Raw genomic sequence first — 19,142 nt, forward strand, 5'->3', positions numbered from 1 at the left:
TTCATACCATTGTGGGTTTTCCCATTTTAAGTTAGTCTTTATTCACGCCTTTATCGAGTCCATTTGTCAGCCCGTTAATATCCGCCCCATTTAGCCCAATCTCTTTTAGTAGATTGTCCACAAGCGGGGCTTGGCTACGATACCGCAGGGCAGAATTGACCATTTGGTCGGCAAGGCTGGCATTTGCTGTGGTATCAACCGTCTCGCCACTTACCCCAAAACCGCCCAAACCATTGACCTGCAAAATCTTAATGTCATCAATGTTCTCCATGGGTTTGACACTTTCACGGATAATCTCGGGCAAGTGTTTGAGCAGGGCAAGGCGAATTTGCATTTCAATCTGCTCACTTGACAGCACGTTAGACGCTTCATTGACCGCTTTTGTTCCGTCAGCATCCACCTGATATTGACGCTCTTTGGCTTCGGCAAGCAGAATTTGAGCCTCCGCCTCCCCTTTGGCTTGCAGGCGTAATTTCTCCGCTTCGGCTTCGGCACTGATACGCACCGCTTCGGCTTGGTCTAGGGACGCTTGTTTTTGAGCTTCGGCGGCAACCGTAATGGCAATCGCATCTTTTTGGGCAAGCTCGGTCGCTGAGATAAGCTCCACCGCCTTGGCTCGCTCGGCTCGCTCGGTCTCACGCACGGTAATCACGCTTTCTTCTTCTTTGACCGCTGCTGCTCGTGCCTTGTCGGCTTGGGCTTTGGCTTCACTCTCGGCACGGGATTTTTCGGCAACGGCAATGGCACGGTCTTGCTCGGCAAGCTCAATCGCCTTTTTACGTTCTACTTCGGCTTGCTCAATGCGTTGCTCTTTTTGGATTTTTTCGTTTTCAATGTCTCGCTCGGCTAGGATTTTTTTCAAATCCACTTCACGCTTGGCGGCAATTTGAGCTTCTTCGGCTTCACGCTGTTTGCTCGCCTCTTGACTGACAGTCTCAGCCGTTTGCTCGGCACGGCGAACGGCAATCTCACGCTCTTGCTCGGCTTTACGAATCTCAATCTCACGCTCTTGTTCTAGCTTGGCGTATTCTTCTTCACGCAAGATTTGTAGGCGAGTACGTTCAGCTTCTAAGTTTTTGGTTTTAATCGCCAAATCGGTGTCTTGCTCAATGTCGTTTCGCTTTTTACGGCGAATCTCAATGGTCTCGGTCAGGCGTGTCAAACCCTCCGCATCAAAGGCGTTTTGGGGGTTAAAATACTCAAATCCCGTCTGGTCAAGCCCTGTCAAGGACACTGTTTCAAGCTCCAAGCCGTTTTTAAATAAATCTTCTGACACGACCTGCTGAACTTTTTGCACAAAATCCACCCGCTTTTCGTGTAGCTCTTCCATTGCCATTTCAGCGGCAACGGCACGCAGACTATCCACAAATTTACCCTCTACCAAGTCCTTTAAATCCTGTGGCGACATGGTTTTCATACCCAGCGTCTGGGCAGCTGTGGCAATGGATTCGGCGGTTGGTTTGACACGTACATAAAACTCGGCGGTTACGTCCACACGCATGCGGTCTTTGGTGATGAGAGCCTGCTCGGACGCACGGCGTACTTCAAGGCGTAGCGTGTTCATATTGACAGGAATCACCTCGTGCAAGACAGGCAGGACAATCGCACCGCCGTTTACAATCACTTTTTCGCCGCCAAAACCCGTTCGCACAAAGGACACTTCCTTGCTGGCACGGCGATATAGGCGAGTCAAAATCAAGCCAAGCACAAATAGAGCGGTTAAAATAACCCCTGCGGTGATAAGAATTGAGATTAGGTTCATAGGGTTTCCTTAGACTTGTTGATTGTAACAAAACTTTTGTTCAATATTGTAATAGACATACGCCAATTTGTATTGCCATTTGTTGCACTATCCAACAAATTTTTTAATGAACTTTTATTTATTTCATTAGACTTTAAATTTGTTTCGTATGTTGTATTTGATTTCTCTGCGTATTCTTTGTGTTTATCCAATAATATTTTAGTGCTATTGACAATCCAAAAAGAATTTAATGACCAATAGCATAAAACAAAAAATAATAAACCGTACATAATGGAAATTAAAAGCAAATATTTAAAAAAATATTTTTGTTTTTCTATATTTTCAAAAGAAGAAATTACTTCATCTGATGACAACAAAAATATTGAAAATACAAATATAAGCAAACAAATAATAATTGCTAATGCTGACATAAAATATATAACTGTAAAAAACCAATATGCAATTTTTCTAAGTAGGTCTTTTTTATACCAATTTATCAATACTGCTTCATCATTTTCAACTTTTATGGCATATAAGCGAGTTCGTGCAAGCAAATCAAAGAAATATCTTGGATTGTCTTTATTTAAACAATACATAATCTCGTTATATGACATAACTTTACCCCCAGATATATATTCATAAAATTTCTCAACTTCAAATGGGTGTTTTTGTTTTGACAAGGCACTTTCAAAAAATTCTTTACAAACCTGATAGTTTTTCTCGTACTTTTTGAGTTTACTACTAGGATTTTTATACCAATGATAAACCTTTCCTATTATTGGAAAAATCCCAAAACCAAGCAAAGTAAACCAAATAGATAACTTACTGAAAAAATCGCTGGTTAAGTAGTTTACTATTGTTTCAAATAAAGTCATAAATCAATCCACCAAAACCCCATTCACATTTTTAATCGCCACAAAATACATTTCTTTTTGCGAAACCAATAACACCGTTTCGCCTTGCATTAAATCTTCATCATCGGCATACGCCATTATATAATGCGTTTGCCCGTGCGTGTCTTTAACTTTGATTTGGGCGGGGGTGTCTTTTGTTGCCTTGCCTATGACAACCGTGCCAATTCGCCCCACAAGCTCACTTTGATTAATGGCGGTGGTTTCATCTTTGGGTAGGATTTTGTATAGCTCTTTGGCAAATAGGCGGACAATGGGCAAACTTAAAAACCACACCACAATCACGGCAATGATTTTTGGCAAATAAAATCCCAATAGGTTATATACGACCGACTGAAAAATAAATCCTGTCAATCCAAATACCGCCAAAAACACCACCATAAGCATAAGTAGCGGTATTTTGCCAACATATAGCCAGCTTAAAAAGCGGATAAACACGCCTGCATCCACATTCGGGCTGTCAATACCAATCTCGGCATGGGCTTCGGTCAAGCTGTCAGGCAAAAATCCATCCACCCAATCATTTGCCCCACCAATCATCAATGCCACAATTTCTAGGATAAATAACAAAAACATCAGCGTAATTGTCACACCGAATATAAAGTTTTGGGGTGCAAAAATTAAATCAAGCATGATTATCCTTATAAAATTTATTGGCAATTTTAATGGAATGATTAAATAGAAAATAGTTAAATAAAAACAGGTTTAGATTTAAATAAACATTGATTTTAAAATTTGGATGTAGGGGAGAATTATATTCGCCCAATGATTAAATTTACCATAAGGCAAATATAAATTTACCCCAACAAATATTCATTTAAAAAAACAAACCCTATTTCATTTTTAATTGTGCGAGTCGCTCGGCAATACGGTTATTTCTAGATAGCTCTTCAAGCTCTTTTAGACTTTGGGCGTTGCCATTGCCATTTGTATTATGTGCCATGCCTGTTTGACGGCTCATGGTGCGGTCAAAAGCATTGGATGCTTTGTCGGCTCGTTGGGCGATTTTATCAAGACTGCTTGCACCAACCGTCTGCCCATTTGCACCGCTTGTCGCCACGGTCTGCTGATATTGCTCAATGGCTAGGCTTATCTCACGGCGTTTGGCTTGCAAGGCGATGATAAAGCCTTCTAGCTCTTTTTCTTTGTCGGTGCAGTCGGCAATGGTGTTTTCCAGCACGGGAATGCGTGCCTCAATGTCCATTTGCTCGGCAATGCCCACCTGTGCCAAATCGTCTCGCCCCACATTGACCGCCGTCATAATACTGTCGTTTAGGCTCTCATGGCGGGTGTTTTCGTCATTTAATTTTTTGCTGGCTAGGTGCTTTTGGGCAACGACTTTGCCAAGCTCGCCACGCACTTCATCAATCGCCTTGTCAAGTTCACGCAAGTTTTCGTTAAAGGCAAGCATGGGGGCTAGGTCTTCGGCTTTGTCTAGCATGGCATGAAATCCGCCACTGACTAGGCGACCGACACGGTAGGATAGGGTTTCGCTCATAACTACTCCTTTTGATTTGAGAATTAAATAAATTTTAAATAATAATCACAATATTGCTCCAAATATTTTGGCTTAACCATGTTATCATCTTTATCATAACAAAATTGCCAAATCATGTCGCCAATATCGTCATCATATTCAAATAAATCATAATAGATAAATTGACCTTGATTATCATACCAAGTAAATTTGTGTTTTTTATCCGCAATAAGCCACTCTTGTTTTGTGCTTAATAAAAGTTCAAATTTACCATTGATAAGTTTATAATCACGATAACCAAAATAATCTTGCTCGGAATAATATTCACGATACGCCACCAATGTTTGTGAATTATCATAAACACAGTCGCAAATTTTATTGCCCGATGTGTCATATTCGCATAATTTATCTTGCAAAACAATACCATTTAAATCAGTAATCACACTTCTAATAATTTTCTCATTAGAATTTCTATAAATGGTTATAAAATGTGTATCAAGGTCAAATTTTTCAGTTTTAATCATTTTGTGGTTTGTTTTGATAAATCAAATTTGCCAACTGTAACGTATTATCCAGCTCGTTCAGCACGCTGTCATCATAGCCCGCCCCCTTGCCTGTAATGGCAAGCTGTAACACGCTGTCCATCAGGCGAACCACTCGCCACATCGCCTGTTTTTCAAAATTGACAAGGGCGGATTTGTCGCACGTTTTGGGGTAATCCGCCATCATGGTTGCCGCCAAATCAGGCAAAATCTCAAAAATTCTCGCCACAATGTGCGAATGTACACCTAGCTCCTTTTCAAGTGCCAAAATTTCATGGCGAGCGGTGTGCAGATTTTGCTCGGCAAGCGATAGGGCGGTGTCATAATCTTGTCCTTGGGTGTGCAAGGTGCGTGCTTGGCTCAGCAGTTCACGGATTTTGTCGGACGGTGTATTCGCCCCTTGTATCTGTAAACTGGCAATAAAATCAGCGTCTTCTTGGCTAATGCGGACACTTATCGGCACTCGGCTATTACTTGGCGTATTTGGCATGCAGACACCTGTATTATTTTGTATTCATTTGCATGCGAATATAATCTATCGTGGACGGTTTGTCAAGTGGTTTTGAGAAAAATTGTTATTTGGTAGATTTTTGGCGATAAAAAAGCAACCCAAACAGTTGCTTTTTATAAATATCAATCACTCTTCATCAAGTAAGTCTTTTTCTCGTGCCACCGTCAAAAGATTGTTTGAGCGGTTACCTGTACGGCAAAAGATATGCAATGGGCGTTCGGTTTCATTAAAAAAATCAGCAAAGGCTTGGACGTGGTTCATGTCCATCATACCACCTGCAAAGGCGATTTGCTTATAGACGATTCCGTGAGCTTGGCACGCCTGTTCAATCTCAGCAGATGTCGGCTGTCCTTCTTCCTCAAAGTCTGGGCGGTTGTTTACCACGGTTTTTACGCCCATGCGAGCAAGCTCTGCCACGTCAGCAGGGGTGATTTGACCTGATAGGGTAATGCGAAATTCGGGGGCGATGTCGCTCATAACTTTTCCTATTAATAAAAATAAAAGGCATATTACCTGTTTTTGACATATTTGGCAAATGGATTTTTGGGATAATTTTGTTATAATGATACCTATTTTTTTGGGGTAAAACATGACCCACACCGACCACCACAACCAAATCACTCACACCCTACACGCCACTTGCCATGCCCACGCCATTAAGCCGTTACACGTCATAGAGAGTGGTAGTCGGGCTTGGGGTTTTGCCAGTTTTGATAGTGATTTTGATGTACGGCTCATTTATCATCATACGCCCGATTGGTATTTGCAGATTTATGATGACAAAGACACTTTTGAATTTATCAATCATGAGTTATTTGATGTGCCATTTGATATTGGCGGTTGGGATATTAAAAAGACTTTGATACATATTCATAAATCCAATGCCGTGATTTTTGAATGGTTAAATTCGCCCATTATTTATCACAGCGATGATGAATTTATCAAAGATATTAAACATATCCAATCAGACTTTTTTAATCCCCAAGCAGTTTATCATCATTATCAAGGCATGGCAAGAAAGGCAAATGGCGAGCTAGACATATCACGCCCCATAAAACTTAAAAAATGGTGCTATCTGATTCGTGCGTTACTTGCAAGCCTATGGATAAAAGAACATCAAACCACACCCCCTGTATTCATGAATGAAATGTTTGGCTTATTAAATCCTGATGATATTGATGAATTAAATCATATTATCCATTTAAAACAATCGCATGATGAAAAATATTTGTATCAACTGCCTCTATCCATGAAAATATTCACCCAACATCTTTGGCAAATAACCCAGAATTTAAATTTTGATAAAAAACAAAAAGGCGATGCTGGTGTATTAAATGAGTTGTTTAGAAAAACTGTTTTTAAATAAATTTATCAAGTCTACATTTAAAAAATTGACAGATTGAAATACATTTGTAGAGGGAAAATTGCAATTTGTCCTCTATATTAAAAATCACATAAAACCAACGAGAATCCCCATGATAACCATTGATTACCTAAAAGCCAATAATCTGATTTTATTAGAATGTATCTCAGGCAGTCGTGCCTACGGATTAGACACACCGTCATCGGATATTGACATTAAAGGCGTGTTTTATCTGCCCAAGCCTTATTATTATGGTTTGCACGATGATTATGTACCACAGGTGAGCAACCAAACCAATGACGTGGTCTATTATGAGCTGGGGCGGTTTGTGGATTTGTTGTTACAAAATAATCCCAATATCATGGAACTGCTTGCCACGCCAAGCGATAAGATATTATACAAACACCCCATTATGGATAAGTTTAATCCTGATTGGTTTGTCTCAAAACTGTGCCAAAAAACCTTTGCAGGATTTGCCCTTAGCCAAATCAAAAAATCTCGTGGTTTAAATAAAAAAATCGTCAATCCGATGAGTAAAGATAAAAAGAGCCTATTGGAATTTTGTGTGGTATTTGACAATCAAAAAAGCGTGGATTGGATAGATTGGCTAAATAAAAATAATCTTACCCAATCGCAAATCGGCTTATCCAAAATGCCCCACGCCAGCCATATGTATGCGATGTTTGTTGGCGATTATCGGGGGATTATTCATGATGATAGCCAAGAGGTGTTATTAAGCTCTATCCCCAAAGATGTATCGCTCATTGCTTATTTGTCATTTAATCAAATGGGGTATAGCAAATATTGCCAAGATTATAAAGAGTATTGGGAATGGGTAGAAAAACGCAATCATGAACGTTATGAATCGACCGCCAATCACGGCAAAGGCTATGATGCCAAAAATATCATGCACACCTTTCGGCTGTTATATACCGCCTTAGATATTGCCAAATTAGGCAAAGTGATTGTCAAGCGTGATAATCGTGATGAGCTTTTGGCAATTAAATCAGGGCAATTTGATTATGATGACTTATTACAAAAGGCAGATGAGTTAATAAAAGACGTGGAATTAGCATTTGACCAAAGCGATTTACCAGAAATCCCCGAGCATTATTTGGCAATAAAAACCTTAATTGAAATACGAGAGCAATTATATGGCTAATTTGCTAAAATTGGCAAATGTGCTATAATACGCCACTTTTTTATTTGATGATGATATGAAATTCACGCTACATAAAACCGACACAAAAACCCGAGCCCGCCGCGGCACGGTACACCTAGCTCATGGCGATGTCGCCACGCCTGCCTTTATGCCTGTGGGGACGTATGGCACGGTCAAGGGCATGCTCCCGCGAGACATTCACGCCATTGGGGCGGATATTATTTTGGGCAACACCTTTCATCTGTGGCTACGTCCGACCACAAGTGTGATTGATGAGTTTGGCGGATTGCATGAGTTTATCGGTTGGGATAAGCCGATTTTGACCGATTCGGGCGGTTTTCAGGTGTTCAGTCTGGGTGCGATGAGAAAAATCACCGAAGAAGGTGTGCATTTTCGTTCGCCTGTGGACGGCTCTAAGGTGTTTTTGTCGCCTGAAATTTCCATGCAAATCCAGCACTCCCTAAACTCCGACATCGTCATGCAGTTTGACGAATGCACGCCTTATCCTGCCACGCACACCGACGCCCAAAAGTCGCTTGAATTATCACTCCGTTGGGGGCAACGTTGTCTTGACGAACATCACAAACTGGGCAACAAAAACGCTCTGTTCGGTATCGTGCAAGGCAGTATGTACGAAGATTTGCGGATGCAGTCCTTGACCGCCTTGACCCAAATGCCCTTTGACGGCTATGCCATTGGCGGGTTGTCGGTAGGCGAGCCAAAGGATGAGATGATAAAAGTATTAAATTATCTACCAAACCGTATGCCGTCTGATAAGCCACGCTATCTGATGGGCGTGGGGACACCGTCCGACATCGTGGAGGCGGTAAGACGGGGCGTGGATATGTTTGACTGTGTCATGCCGACCCGTAACGCCCGTAATGGACATCTGTTTACCAGTACAGGGGCGGTTAAGATAAAAAATGCTGTTCATCGCCATGACAAAAACCCATTAGATGGCGAGTGCGACTGCTACACTTGCCAAAATTTTAGCCGTGCCTATTTGCACCATTTGCACAAATGTGGCGAAATGCTCTCAGCCCAGCTAAATACCATTCATAATTTACGCTATTATCAAAATCTTATGAAAGGCATTCGTGAAAGCCTAGAAAATGAGACGTTTGATGAATTTGTGGCGACATTTTACGCCAAGCAGGGCTTGGATGTGCCTGAGCTTGGTTTGGTGTAAACCACAAAAAATCACAAACTAGGCAAACACTTGTTTAAAAAATATCCATAACCAACACCCAAAAATTGTGTTACAATGGCGATACATATAAATCATTCATTTTAAATCAATTTGTGTTTACACGGGGAGATTCTTATGATTTATGCAGTATCGGTGGTGTGGTATGCACTGATTTTTACTCTTGGCATGGCGTTCATCAAAAAAATGCCAGACCGTGCCGAGCGGTGGGTGGGTATTTTGGTGTTTATCGGTTTTTGTATACAGATTTTGATTAATTATGTTGGGCTTGGGCATTTGGGGGTGTTTGAGTCGTTGGCTCATCTTGACCATGACCGCAGTGCCTTTAATTTGATGGTGCTGTGTCTTATCAGTATCTTTTGCTATTCGGCATTGTTTGTGATGTTAATCAAGGCTTATGATTATTATCAAGAGTGATGATTTGTCTTGACATGAGATTGATAATTGTTTTAAAATAAAAACCCTAATTTTTTTAGGGTTTTTATCGCAGGCATAAAGTTGATTGGATTGGGGTGTTTCCATGATTTATTTAGTGTCGTTTATTGTCTATCTTATCGTATTTGCCATTGGTGTTTATTTTATTGCCATTCATTCTAAAAAAGCAACCGCCATCACTCACGGGGTTTGTGCGGTGGGTTTTGTCATACAGCTACTCATAAACTACCTGTTTTGGGGCAATGTGTCGGCATTTGGTTTTTTGTCAAACATCATCAATAACGAGCGAACTTTAACCAACTTACTGATATTGTTCGTGACCAGCGTCGTGTGTTACGGCTTGCTTTTTGTGGTGTTTGCTAAGTTAAACGACTATTACCATGAATGACTGGCTATAAAAGTGTGGCAAGAAAACCGTCATTTGGCGGTTTTTTTCATGTGTTTAAAAAAGCCAAGAATTTTGCTATAATGTTTTGTCCCATATCATAAGAGAATAACATGTCGATTAAGTCAGACCGCTGGATTCGCCAAATGGCGACCGAACATGAGATGATTGCCCCGTTTGAGTCTAACCAAGTCCGCCATAATAGCGATGGCGAGAAAATCGTAAGCTACGGCACGTCAAGCTATGGCTATGATGTCCGCTGTGCTAATGAATTTAAGGTGTTTACCAACGTACATTCTGCCATCGTGGACCCTAAGAACTTTGATGAGAAAAGTTTTATTGATATTGTTGGCGATGAGTGTATCATTCCGCCTAACTCATTTGCCCTAGCTCGCACGGTGGAGTATTTTAAAATCCCCCGTGATGTGCTGACCATTTGTCTGGGCAAATCCACCTATGCTCGCTGTGGCATTATCGTCAATGTCACGCCCTTAGAACCTGAGTGGGAAGGGCATGTTACCTTAGAATTTAGTAACACCACCAATCTACCTGCCCGTATCTATGCTGGTGAAGGCGTAGCTCAAATGCTGTTTTTCCAGTCTGATGAAGTCTGCGAAACTTCCTATAAAGATAGGGGCGGTAAATATCAAGGGCAAACGGGCGTCACCTTGCCAAAAACTTAACTTGTCATTTACCATGTAGCATTTATTATTTTAAAAGAGAATATCATGTCTGATTTACGTATTGAAAAACGTCATAACTTTGACCTTGCCACTGCTCGCACCAAAGCCAAAGCATGGCTAGAAGAGGCAAAACAAGAGTTTGATTTTGAGGCGACCTACCAAGAAGGAGCGGACAGCGACACCGTAAACATCACTAAGGCAGGCGTGGACGGGCGTGCGTTTTTGGACAGTGATAAGGTCATCTTTGAGGCGGATTTGAACTTTTTGGCAAAGCCGTTTAAGGGTATGATTAGTAGTGGTATCCAAGAGGGGTTGGACAAGTATTTTGCTTAATCCACGCATGACCATGTCTTACCCACTTATCATCAGCACGCTAAGTCTTAGCGTGCTTTGTGCGTTACCTGCATTTGCCAATACACAGCCTGCCACTCCTGCCAACTTACAGACATCAACCAGCCTGCCATCTGCCATCAGTGATAAGCTTAGCAAAAGCGGATTATCAAGCGATGACATCAGTATTTGGGTGATGGCAAACGATGGGTCGGCACCGCTCATCAGTCATCTGGCGGATACGCCACGCACCCCAGCGTCCACTCAAAAGCTCATTACGACTGCCATCGCTTTGGATATGATGGGGGCGGATTATCGTTGGCAGACACGGCTATACACCGATGGCGTGGTGGTTGGCGATACTTTATATGGGAATCTTATCATCAAAGGCAGTGGCGACCCATCACTGACTCATGACCGCCTTAGTGCCATGTTTTCACAGCTGACGGCTCGGGGCGTGCGTCACATTAAGGGCGACATCATTGTCGATAATACTGGCTTTGTCAATGTTGCCCAAGATGTTAATGCTTTTGACGGGCAGGGACTGCGAGCCTATAATGCTCAGCCCAATGCCTTTTTGATAAATTTTGGTACGCTTGAAGTAAGTATGATACCATCGGGAAATTGGCAATTTGGGCAGTCGCCAGAGACAGTGCAGTTTAGTCCGACAGATGGTGCGGTTGCGGTACAGGTATTGCCAAAATTAGCGGATTTTCACGTACCAACCATGATACAGGGCGATATACAGTCATGTCGCACCAAGCCAAAATTTGGCTTATCTGCCGATACTTTGACCATTACAGGGCAAGTGGGTGTGGGCTGTGGGCAGGCGAGTGAGTGGCTAACCTTTGCTGACAGCGAAGCGTTTATTACCAAAGCGGTCAAAGGTGCATGGCAAGCCCTTGATAAGGACTTTGTTGGGCAGGTTAGGTTGCGACAGCCTTATGATGGGGTAGGGCGAACGTTATCGCCTTTGCTGTCCTTTGCGTCCAAACCTTTATCTGAGCAGGTATATCAGATTAACCAATACTCCAATAACGTCATGACCGAGCAAGTGGCTCTGTCTTTACCCCTGATGATGGGTCAAAAAACGAGCGATTACCCCAAAAGTTTTGCCCTGATAAATACATGGTGGCAACAACATCTTATCACGCCTGCCCCCATCATGAGCCGAGCGTCAGGACTGTGCCGAGATTGTGTGGTTGCCCCTAGGGCGTTGGGTGAGCTGTTGGCATTTAGTCAGACCAAGCCGACATTTGAGACCTTTAAAGCGTCTTTGCCGATTGTGGGGCAGACAGGCACGATGGCAACCTTTGCCAAACGCCGTCCCCATAGCCCTGCCATCGGACGTGCCTTTATCAAGACTGGCAGACTAAACAACGTGGCAAGCATTGCAGGTTATGTCATGGGGCAATCAGGCAAGATGTATGTGGTGGTCGCCATCATTAATGCCGATGGAGCAGGTAACAACACCCACGCCCATGATGTGTTAGATGAAGTGATAGAGTGGACGGCAGGACAGTCCTAACACAAATCTTAAAAAATAAAGCAGTCCCAAAACTGCTTTATTTTTATACATTTAACAAATCATTAACAGCGACGATTGATACTATCGGCAAAGACATAAGAGAACTCTTTGTTTTTGCCTTCAAAACGCCAGTGCCACGACTCTTCAGAAACGCCACTGTATCTAGAATAGTCAGGAGTAAAGGTTTGGTAAAAACCGTACTCATGAGCATGCTGTTGTAACCAGCGATATCCTGCTGTTTTGGCAAAGTTGTGGTCAATCGGTGAGAAGTCCACCGCAAGCCCTGTATGATGTTCAGAGTAGCCAGGGTGTGAGGATGTATGATAGATTTGCTTGGCACTTTGCCCTTGTTTTTTCTTATTGGCAATGATTTGGGCTTGACGGCTTGACGTGCGTAAGATAGAGCCAGGGGTTAGCGTAACCCCGTCAGCACGAGCCGCTTTAATCATCTCTTGTAACGCAGGCTTGGCGGCACGATGAATCTTAAATTTTGGGTCACTGCCATAGCCGCTAGGCACAAGGTCGCTAGGGTCGGCATCGGCATATCTAAAATGCTTGATACCTACTTTTAGGGCTTCGGGGGCACATATCAAGCCTGTAGCATTAGCATCATATTGGGGTGTTGGCGTGTTAAAATTGCCTTGCTCTACTTGATAGGCAGGACCTTGGTTCGTCGCTTGCTGTGGCTGATTTTGATGATAACCTTGTTGGTTTTGGTTGTACCCTGTATAAGACCGCCCACTTTGGTCGGCAATGGCGGTAGGGTTAGTGGGTTGGCTGATGACGTGAACGGTGTTTTTGCTTGGGCTTGCGATATACCCCGAGCCTGATTGGTTGTTTGTAAACATCGCAATCGCACCAACCGTGCCAACCCCCAAAAGCCCTGCACCAATCAATAAATCTCTTGTGCGTTTTTTCATAAAATTACCTAAATCAGTCATTATTAGATTACCATTACTAAGTGGATTGTTGTGGATTTTTAAAAATACCTGGGTGAAGAAATTTATTAACTAAATTACAAAACGAGCAATGCAAAAAATGCATCGCTCGTCTTTTAAACATCATGGATTAACTGCAAATATAATCTGAGCGAGCCCAGCCGACACTGCGACCGAATTTAACTTTGTACCACACCCAGCCATTAGCGTTGCGTTCGCCAATGATACTAACATCACTGCCGTTAGGCATGCGGGCTAGAACTTTATGATTCTGACCAGGGCCTGAGCGGAGCAGTACATTACCATTGGTTTGGTGAGTGCAGGCATATCCGTATGAGCCACCGCCGTTATAGGCAGGACCCACATTGGCAGAAACGTTGGTAGAAAAACCGATGGCACTGGTCGCAATCAAAGCGATAAATAATGATTTTAACTTCATCATCAATACTCCATAAGCAGATAAATATTGGACGATACAGGTATTTTAAAATACATTTGTATTCTATAAAATATTACCATGATTTCTTGTTTAAAACAACAAAATTATTGTAACAAACAAGCAACAATTAACCTCCAAAAAAAAAACAATCGTTTATTCAACTGCTTATGATGGCTGATTAAAGTTATTGGTCAACTTTTTTGCAGACATTTTCCAAGGCTTTTTCTATTAACTGCTCGCTGACGCCTTGTTCTTTGAGTTCGTTAATAAAGGCAACATCATCACTAAGAGAGTATTCGGAATTATCACGGTCAAGTCCTTGACGGATATAAAAGCGAATGAGTGGTTGAATACACTCAAAGCCATGCTCGCCCTTGACTTTTTCCAAATGTTCCACAATCTCGCCCGTCAAACGCAGATGAATGGGGCGTAAGGTGTGGTTGTGATTAAGATACATAAAACACCGTCTTTTTAAAATGATTAAAATGGGGGCTTATGTTACCAATATTTGGGTGAAATTTCAATGAATATTCCTGATTGGCATTCATTTAACATTATTTAAAATCATTTAAAAGTTGGTGGTTGCTGATATTTGATTTGACCGATGATTTTGGTAAAATGGCAAAAGTTTTGATAAAAATGATAAAAACAAGCTAAAATTGATAAAATTACGGCATGATTATCAATGTTTAACACGCCCTAGCCACATAAATGCAACATTACCCCCAAATTTTTGCAAAACTAGGCTAGATTGCAACATAAAAACATGGCACAATGACCCCACTTTCTAAGAGTGCCTTAAATTGCATTGATGACTTTTTAAGAGCTTTTAATGGCTGTTTGATGATTTTATAGGACAATCATTTTAATCAGTTTTTAAAAAGTCATAAAAAGTGGCACAAGGCATTAAAACCAACCATTTTATTATTTGGAGTTATTATGAATACAAAAATCGCCCTAAGCACATTGGCATTGACTTTACTTCCCATGACGGCGTTGACCGCTCATGCCAATGACACGGCAGTGACCAATTTAAATAACCTGCTTAAAAACACCAAATCAATGACCGCCAATTTCTCACAAACGACCAAAGCGGGTGGTAAAAGCCAAAGTTTTAGCGGTAGCATGGCACTAGAGCGTGGCAACAAATTCCGCTGGGACACCAAATCACCATCAGAACAGCTCATCGTGGCAAATGGCAGTACCATGTGGGTATATGATAAGGACTTGCAACAAGTTACCAAGCAGTCGGTAAATAACCAAGTCGGGGACGCACCCGCCTTGCTATTATCAGGCGACCCCAATCAAATCACACGCAATTTTACCGTCAGTCAGCCAAGCAAAGGCAAAAACTACTATGTCCTAAAACCCAAATCAAGCTCGGCTAATTTTAGAGATTTGTCAATCAGTTTTAATGGTGGTAAGCCTGTGATGATGGTGCTAAATGACAGTATCGGACAGACCACATCGATTCGTTTTAGTAATATTAATATCAATAAAAGTATTCCTGCCGGTCAGTTTAGCTTTACCCCGCCTAAGGGAGTGGATGTGATTAATCAGTAATTGGCATTTGATAAAAATAAGGGCGTAAAAAGTTTATGCCCTTATTTTTTATGTTTTTAAAGCAATTATTTTAAAAGGTTAGGTATATCAATAAAATAGCAAACCATTTTTTATAAAAAATCTTTTTAAATAAAGATGATGATAAAATGAATTTTTTGTCATAAATTTTTACAAATTTTAGATAACGGCAAAGATAAGCTGTCTTGCTAAATGACCGAGAAACATGCCTTTGCTCAAGCTCAACCAAGCCCATGACGGCACGGTCAATTTATCCCTTATACAATTTTACAAAATATGCTATAATTGTAGAGTTAATCTGTCAGGATTAGCGGATACTTTATTATAATCTACTTTCATAAAATCACATGGGGTGATTTATGCCAGCCGAATGGTCAGCCATTGTCTATCTACTTGCCAGTCTAGGGCTTGTCGTCTTTATGCTTGTCGTGCCACGTTTGCTTGGTGGGCACTCAAGCGGTTCTCAAAAACAAGAAAACTTTGAAGCGGGGGTGGTCTCAGCAGGGACGGCTCGCATTCGCTTGTCTGCCAAATTCTACCTTGTGGCGATTTTCTTTGTGATTTTTGACTTAGAAGCCTTGTATTTGTACGCCTATTCGGTGAGCGTGCGAGAAGTGGGCTGGGTGGGGTTTGCGACCGCCTTTGTCTTTATCGCTATTTTGTTTGTTGGGCTTGTTTATGAGATGAAGCTTGGGGCGATGAACTGGGCGCCTGCCGACAAACGGGGTAAAAAACCCCGTATTTTGTCCCGTCCTGCCGATTTTGATTTGGCGAGCATTACCGCCTTTACAGACATTGACGACCTACATACCGACCCGACAGGCAAAGTGCCTGCCCAGTCATCGGGGCGAGTGTATGCAGGGCGTAAGGATTTGCAAGCTGTACTTGACAAGGATAAACAAGATATGGCAAATATTGACCACATCAATGACACAGGACGAGTTACAACGCAGAAGTTTGATTAGGGATTATCAATGACATTCGGCAGCTATCGAATTAGTACCATCTTTTTGATGCTTACCATCGCTTTTTTTATGATGGCAATCACCCTTGAAAACCCTGCCTTTATTGGTTCGGTGGTTATCTGCTTGATTTTTGGTGTTAAGAAAGTCAAAGATGTGCCAAAAAACAATTATCAAGATGATTGCTAATCCTAATTTAGTAAATACTCAACTTACATGATACGACCATGAAATACACTCTAACCCGCCCCAACGAACAGGGCAACCAATACCCCCACACCACCCGTCAAGTGGTGGACGACATTACCCAAGAAGAAGTGGAGAAAAACATCTTTTTGGGCAATCTTGAAAACCTAGCCCACGCCGCCGCCAACTGGGGACGCAAGCATTCCTTGTGGCCGTTTAACTTTGGCACAAGCTGTTGTTATGTGGAATATGCCACGACTTTGACGGGCGTGCACGACTTGTCTCGCTTTGGGGCGGAAGTCATTCGTGCGTCGCCCCGCCAAGCCGATGTGATGATTGTGGCGGGGACTTGTTTTGTCAAAATGGCACCCGTTATCCTGCGACTGTACGAGCAAATGCTAGAACCCAAATGGGTCATCTCAATGGGGGCGTGTGCCAACTCGGGCGGTATGTACGACATTTATTCGGTGGTGCAGGGCGTGGATAAGATTATCCCTGTGGATGTCTATATTCCAGGCTGTCCGCCCCGTCCAGAAGCCTTGATTCAGGCGATTATGCTCCTACAAGAATCCATTCAAAAAGAACGCCGTCCGCTTGGCATTCATCTTGACCAAAACATTTATCAGCCGATTATGACCCCTGAACGGGATAGAAAAAATGCCGAACGCATTGCGGTAAAAAATCTAAGAAGTCCTGATAATGTGGAGTGATGTTTGATTGGGGCGTGGTGCGTAAGGTGCGTACCACGCACCATTAAAAACTCAAAATTAAAAATAGATTGGGTATTTTATTTTTAATTTAAAATTTATCAAATTAAAATGATAAATGGTATTAAAACGGTGCGTCATACGCACCTTGCAATTAACAAAGAAGTTGGTATATATGATTTTGGTAACAGCGCTCTAAGTAGAAGTAGCACTGGAAGTAAAATATGGAAATCGTATCATAACAACCCTAAGAATAAGAAATTTGTGGAATGCGAGAAGCTATGATTAAATATTGGTTTGCAATCCCAATTTTATTGGTGAGTAGTCTTGTTGTTGCTGCTGGGGAAAATATTAAGTTATATGAAACTAAATATTTTAACAAAAAGTCCTGCTTGGTAAAAAATCTGACAAAATTAAGTAATAATGGTGCAGAATTGTTAAATAATGGCGTTCTTATGACTGATAATCCAATTATAAGAGTGAACTTATTAAACGATAAGGGTGATGTTTGTTATTATTTTTATTATGAGCCTGTGGTGATATTTCATATTAATACTGAACTAAATAATGGCATGGTTAAGATAACAGAAATTCCTGGTTCAGCAATGAATACAAGTTGGTATGAAGTTAATTATAAGTTAGATGTCAGAAACAAAAGATTGATTTATAAACAATCTTATGTAATAGATTTTTCTTTGGATGAATCTGGAAATTGGATAGAAAATAAAATAATTCAATCCAATAAATAATTGCAATATGTGTAATTATATATATTTTATATTTAAAAATTAACAGTTGTAGGTTGGGTGGAACGATAGTGAAACTCAACATTTAAGCCTTGATTTTGTTGGGTTTCGTAAACTCAACCCAACCTACAACTACAACTCAAAATTAAAAATAAATACGGTTTTTATTTTTAATTTAAAATTTATTTAATATAAAAATTGTATTTTAAACGGTGCGTTATACGCACCTTACAATTAAACTTGCCGTACAATTAAAAACTAGATATGCACAAGACACACTTTCGATATATCCACAAGTATTGAATTTGCATCCCCATTGCCAAGGTGTTCTATTATCGTTGGTGTTTAATCGTGGCACTTCATTAAAAGATAAGTCTGGAAGTCTTACTAGAAGGCATATGCGTGAAATTCAAGAAGCTTTAAGAAATAACAAGCCAGAGACCATTCCTGACATATTGCGAGATATGTCAAAATTGTGGACAAAAACAGGCAAGCAGGGCAATAGCGGTGTTGGTGTAAGGCGACGCAAAGAGGCAGATATTTTTGAAAGAGGATTAAAGTGTGATTGCTATCAATAAAATTGCTTTTGTGATATTACTTGGTTTGAGTGTTAATGCTTTTGCTTGCAATTCAGATAGCGTTGTTTGGAATGATATTTTGGAATGCTATATGAATGATGAAAAAGAGCAAGAAAGAAAATTTAATCAAGCATATCAAGAAACTCTTAAAAGATTGCCCATTGTCAAAAAAGTAGCCTTAAAAAAATCTCAAAGAGCGTGGCTTATTAAAATGAAAAATGAATGTGCAGAATTTAATAATCAAAGTCTTTATGGTAGAGAAGGGGCTTTTGATGTTATTCAGTGCAGAATAAATGCAATGGAGCAAAGAACTGTATTCTTGATAAATTACCGTTAGAGGCTTTTTCTTTTATGGACTGCAATGAGATATTTAAAAAGATAAGGTGCGTGCCTTTAAATAAAGAGTACGCACCTCCAAAACCCAAAATTAAAAATAGATTGGGTATTTTATTTTTAATTTAAAATTTATTAATGTAAAAATTGTATTTAAAACGGTACGTAATACGCACCTTTGTATACCCCTTTTAAGGTATAATAAGCAAAAACCTGTTATCCACATCTTGTACGCACCTTAGAACCATAAGGGCAACCACCAAGATAAGTTCGTGTCGTAGCTTTAAGAGTGGATAACCTTTCATCAATCAAAACCGTACAGTTGATAGACTCTAAACCGAATACAAGGCAGGTTAATGATGAATAATGCTAAACAAACCAAAGATACCAAGCAAAC

The 19,142-nt window shown here is 41.0% G+C and carries 25 protein-coding genes; 15 read left to right on the top strand and 10 right to left on the bottom strand.

Annotated elements, in window-relative coordinates; genetic code table 11:
* Positions 1-31: 31 nt before the first annotated feature.
* The 7 genes from B5J93_RS02745 to B5J93_RS02775 all read right to left on the bottom strand — a co-directional run bounded on the left by B5J93_RS02745 (position 32) and on the right by B5J93_RS02775 (position 5,659).
* Positions 32-1,762 (bottom strand): flotillin family protein, encoded by a 1,731-nt coding sequence (locus tag B5J93_RS02745; RefSeq protein ID WP_079324401.1) that lies wholly within the window; start codon positions 1,760-1,762, stop codon positions 32-34.
* On the bottom strand, positions 1,759-2,616 hold the full coding sequence (locus B5J93_RS02750) for a hypothetical protein (protein ID WP_079324403.1): 858 nt from the start codon (positions 2,614-2,616) through the stop codon (positions 1,759-1,761). The genes B5J93_RS02745 and B5J93_RS02750 overlap by 4 nt, the downstream gene beginning before the upstream one ends.
* Positions 2,617-2,619: 3 nt before the next feature.
* Positions 2,620-3,285 (bottom strand): YqiJ family protein, encoded by a 666-nt coding sequence (locus B5J93_RS02755; protein WP_079324405.1) that lies wholly within the window; start codon positions 3,283-3,285, stop codon positions 2,620-2,622.
* 199 nt (positions 3,286-3,484) lie between these two features.
* On the bottom strand, positions 3,485-4,150 hold the full coding sequence (locus tag B5J93_RS02760) for a PspA/IM30 family protein (RefSeq protein WP_079324407.1): 666 nt from the start codon (positions 4,148-4,150) through the stop codon (positions 3,485-3,487).
* A 23-nt stretch (positions 4,151-4,173) separates the two neighbouring features.
* Positions 4,174-4,653 (bottom strand): hypothetical protein, encoded by a 480-nt coding sequence (locus B5J93_RS02765; protein WP_079324409.1) that lies wholly within the window; start codon positions 4,651-4,653, stop codon positions 4,174-4,176.
* On the bottom strand, positions 4,646-5,161 hold the full coding sequence (locus B5J93_RS02770) for a hypothetical protein (RefSeq protein ID WP_079324411.1): 516 nt from the start codon (positions 5,159-5,161) through the stop codon (positions 4,646-4,648). The genes B5J93_RS02765 and B5J93_RS02770 overlap by 8 nt, the downstream gene beginning before the upstream one ends.
* 147 nt (positions 5,162-5,308) lie before the next feature.
* Positions 5,309-5,659, bottom strand: a complete 351-nt coding sequence (locus B5J93_RS02775; protein ID WP_079324413.1) for a protein tyrosine phosphatase family protein — start codon at positions 5,657-5,659, stop codon at positions 5,309-5,311.
* Between the two features lie 112 nt (positions 5,660-5,771).
* Between B5J93_RS02775 and B5J93_RS02780 the strand changes: the two genes are divergently transcribed.
* The 8 genes from B5J93_RS02780 to dacB all read left to right on the top strand — a co-directional run bounded on the left by B5J93_RS02780 (position 5,772) and on the right by dacB (position 12,275).
* Positions 5,772-6,548, top strand: coding sequence for a nucleotidyltransferase domain-containing protein (locus tag B5J93_RS02780; protein ID WP_079324415.1), 777 nt, complete (start codon positions 5,772-5,774; stop codon positions 6,546-6,548).
* 109 nt (positions 6,549-6,657) lie between these two features.
* On the top strand, positions 6,658-7,707 hold the full coding sequence (locus B5J93_RS02785; protein WP_079324416.1) for a DNA polymerase beta superfamily protein: 1,050 nt from the start codon (positions 6,658-6,660) through the stop codon (positions 7,705-7,707).
* 55 nt (positions 7,708-7,762) lie between these two features.
* Complete coding sequence (tgt, locus tag B5J93_RS02790) at positions 7,763-8,896, top strand: tRNA guanosine(34) transglycosylase Tgt (RefSeq protein WP_079324418.1); 1,134 nt, start codon at positions 7,763-7,765, stop codon at positions 8,894-8,896.
* A gap of 135 nt (positions 8,897-9,031) precedes the next feature.
* A complete protein-coding gene (locus B5J93_RS02795) occupies positions 9,032-9,331 on the top strand; it encodes a hypothetical protein (protein WP_079324420.1) in 300 nt (99 codons plus the stop codon).
* Between the two features lie 103 nt (positions 9,332-9,434).
* On the top strand, positions 9,435-9,737 hold the full coding sequence (locus B5J93_RS02800) for a hypothetical protein (RefSeq protein ID WP_079324422.1): 303 nt from the start codon (positions 9,435-9,437) through the stop codon (positions 9,735-9,737).
* 110 nt (positions 9,738-9,847) lie between these two features.
* Positions 9,848-10,417, top strand: a complete 570-nt coding sequence (dcd, locus tag B5J93_RS02805; RefSeq protein WP_079324423.1) for a dCTP deaminase — start codon at positions 9,848-9,850, stop codon at positions 10,415-10,417.
* Positions 10,418-10,462: 45 nt separating this feature from the next.
* Positions 10,463-10,750, top strand: coding sequence for a polyhydroxyalkanoic acid system family protein (locus tag B5J93_RS02810; RefSeq protein ID WP_079324425.1), 288 nt, complete (start codon positions 10,463-10,465; stop codon positions 10,748-10,750).
* Between the two features lie 13 nt (positions 10,751-10,763).
* Entirely contained in the window at positions 10,764-12,275 is a 1,512-nt protein-coding gene (gene dacB / locus B5J93_RS02815; RefSeq protein WP_158080669.1) for a D-alanyl-D-alanine carboxypeptidase/D-alanyl-D-alanine endopeptidase, read from the top strand.
* A gap of 62 nt (positions 12,276-12,337) precedes the next feature.
* Here the strand turns inward: dacB and B5J93_RS02820 are convergent, their stop codons facing one another.
* The 3 genes from B5J93_RS02820 to B5J93_RS02830 form a co-directional block, all read right to left on the bottom strand.
* Positions 12,338-13,195, bottom strand: a complete 858-nt coding sequence (locus B5J93_RS02820; RefSeq protein ID WP_158080670.1) for a M15 family metallopeptidase — start codon at positions 13,193-13,195, stop codon at positions 12,338-12,340.
* 148 nt (positions 13,196-13,343) lie between these two features.
* Positions 13,344-13,655, bottom strand: a complete 312-nt coding sequence (locus B5J93_RS02825; protein ID WP_079324431.1) for an SH3 domain-containing protein — start codon at positions 13,653-13,655, stop codon at positions 13,344-13,346.
* Between the two features lie 181 nt (positions 13,656-13,836).
* Positions 13,837-14,109, bottom strand: coding sequence for a hypothetical protein (locus B5J93_RS02830; RefSeq protein ID WP_062498883.1), 273 nt, complete (start codon positions 14,107-14,109; stop codon positions 13,837-13,839).
* Positions 14,110-14,591: 482 nt separating this feature from the next.
* Here B5J93_RS02830 and lolA point away from each other — a divergent pair, with 482 nt between their 5' ends.
* From lolA to B5J93_RS02865, 7 genes are all read left to right on the top strand, one after another.
* The gene (gene lolA, locus B5J93_RS02835) at positions 14,592-15,215 is read left to right on the top strand and encodes an outer membrane lipoprotein periplasmic chaperone LolA (protein ID WP_079324433.1); all 624 of its coding nucleotides are present in this window, start codon (positions 14,592-14,594) and stop codon (positions 15,213-15,215) included.
* A 377-nt stretch (positions 15,216-15,592) separates the two neighbouring features.
* A complete protein-coding gene (ndhC, locus tag B5J93_RS02845; protein ID WP_079324436.1) occupies positions 15,593-16,198 on the top strand; it encodes an NADH-quinone oxidoreductase subunit A in 606 nt (201 codons plus the stop codon).
* A 9-nt stretch (positions 16,199-16,207) separates the two neighbouring features.
* A complete protein-coding gene (locus tag B5J93_RS13670; protein WP_169840380.1) occupies positions 16,208-16,384 on the top strand; it encodes a hypothetical protein in 177 nt (58 codons plus the stop codon).
* Positions 16,385-16,422: 38 nt separating this feature from the next.
* Positions 16,423-17,091 carry a NuoB/complex I 20 kDa subunit family protein gene (locus tag B5J93_RS02850; protein ID WP_079324438.1) on the top strand — a complete coding sequence of 223 codons (669 nt, stop codon included), beginning with the start codon at positions 16,423-16,425 and terminating at the stop codon, positions 17,089-17,091.
* A 266-nt stretch (positions 17,092-17,357) separates the two neighbouring features.
* Positions 17,358-17,837, top strand: a complete 480-nt coding sequence (locus B5J93_RS02855) for a hypothetical protein (RefSeq protein WP_143823476.1) — start codon at positions 17,358-17,360, stop codon at positions 17,835-17,837.
* A gap of 395 nt (positions 17,838-18,232) precedes the next feature.
* Positions 18,233-18,412 carry a hypothetical protein gene (locus B5J93_RS13920; protein ID WP_228144848.1) on the top strand — a complete coding sequence of 60 codons (180 nt, stop codon included), beginning with the start codon at positions 18,233-18,235 and terminating at the stop codon, positions 18,410-18,412.
* Complete coding sequence (locus B5J93_RS02865; RefSeq protein ID WP_079324442.1) at positions 18,396-18,749, top strand: lysozyme inhibitor LprI family protein; 354 nt, start codon at positions 18,396-18,398, stop codon at positions 18,747-18,749. Before B5J93_RS13920 ends, B5J93_RS02865 begins: the two co-directional genes overlap by 17 nt.
* Positions 18,750-19,142 lie beyond the last annotated feature (393 nt).

Origin of the sequence: Moraxella equi, assembly GCF_002027555.1 — a bacterium.
GTDB classification, from domain to species: Bacteria; Pseudomonadota; Gammaproteobacteria; order Pseudomonadales; family Moraxellaceae; genus Moraxella; species Moraxella equi.

Coding starts and splice junctions, on each gene's coding strand:
- B5J93_RS02745 (WP_079324401.1), bottom strand. CDS start 1,762: ATGAACCTAATCTCAATTCTTATCACCGCAGGGGTTATTTTAACCGCT.
- B5J93_RS02750 (WP_079324403.1), bottom strand. CDS start 2,616: ATGACTTTATTTGAAACAATAGTAAACTACTTAACCAGCGATTTTTTC.
- B5J93_RS02755 (WP_079324405.1), bottom strand. CDS start 3,285: ATGCTTGATTTAATTTTTGCACCCCAAAACTTTATATTCGGTGTGACA.
- B5J93_RS02760 (WP_079324407.1), bottom strand. CDS start 4,150: ATGAGCGAAACCCTATCCTACCGTGTCGGTCGCCTAGTCAGTGGCGGA.
- B5J93_RS02765 (WP_079324409.1), bottom strand. CDS start 4,653: ATGATTAAAACTGAAAAATTTGACCTTGATACACATTTTATAACCATT.
- B5J93_RS02770 (WP_079324411.1), bottom strand. CDS start 5,161: ATGCCAAATACGCCAAGTAATAGCCGAGTGCCGATAAGTGTCCGCATT.
- B5J93_RS02775 (WP_079324413.1), bottom strand. CDS start 5,659: ATGAGCGACATCGCCCCCGAATTTCGCATTACCCTATCAGGTCAAATC.
- B5J93_RS02780 (WP_079324415.1), top strand. CDS start 5,772: ATGACCCACACCGACCACCACAACCAAATCACTCACACCCTACACGCC.
- B5J93_RS02785 (WP_079324416.1), top strand. CDS start 6,658: ATGATAACCATTGATTACCTAAAAGCCAATAATCTGATTTTATTAGAA.
- tgt (WP_079324418.1), top strand. CDS start 7,763: ATGAAATTCACGCTACATAAAACCGACACAAAAACCCGAGCCCGCCGC.
- B5J93_RS02795 (WP_079324420.1), top strand. CDS start 9,032: ATGATTTATGCAGTATCGGTGGTGTGGTATGCACTGATTTTTACTCTT.
- B5J93_RS02800 (WP_079324422.1), top strand. CDS start 9,435: ATGATTTATTTAGTGTCGTTTATTGTCTATCTTATCGTATTTGCCATT.
- dcd (WP_079324423.1), top strand. CDS start 9,848: ATGTCGATTAAGTCAGACCGCTGGATTCGCCAAATGGCGACCGAACAT.
- B5J93_RS02810 (WP_079324425.1), top strand. CDS start 10,463: ATGTCTGATTTACGTATTGAAAAACGTCATAACTTTGACCTTGCCACT.
- dacB (WP_158080669.1), top strand. CDS start 10,764: ATGTCTTACCCACTTATCATCAGCACGCTAAGTCTTAGCGTGCTTTGT.
- B5J93_RS02820 (WP_158080670.1), bottom strand. CDS start 13,195: ATGAAAAAACGCACAAGAGATTTATTGATTGGTGCAGGGCTTTTGGGG.
- B5J93_RS02825 (WP_079324431.1), bottom strand. CDS start 13,655: ATGATGAAGTTAAAATCATTATTTATCGCTTTGATTGCGACCAGTGCC.
- B5J93_RS02830 (WP_062498883.1), bottom strand. CDS start 14,109: ATGTATCTTAATCACAACCACACCTTACGCCCCATTCATCTGCGTTTG.
- lolA (WP_079324433.1), top strand. CDS start 14,592: ATGAATACAAAAATCGCCCTAAGCACATTGGCATTGACTTTACTTCCC.
- ndhC (WP_079324436.1), top strand. CDS start 15,593: ATGCCAGCCGAATGGTCAGCCATTGTCTATCTACTTGCCAGTCTAGGG.
- B5J93_RS13670 (WP_169840380.1), top strand. CDS start 16,208: ATGACATTCGGCAGCTATCGAATTAGTACCATCTTTTTGATGCTTACC.
- B5J93_RS02850 (WP_079324438.1), top strand. CDS start 16,423: ATGAAATACACTCTAACCCGCCCCAACGAACAGGGCAACCAATACCCC.
- B5J93_RS02855 (WP_143823476.1), top strand. CDS start 17,358: ATGCGAGAAGCTATGATTAAATATTGGTTTGCAATCCCAATTTTATTG.
- B5J93_RS13920 (WP_228144848.1), top strand. CDS start 18,233: ATGCGTGAAATTCAAGAAGCTTTAAGAAATAACAAGCCAGAGACCATT.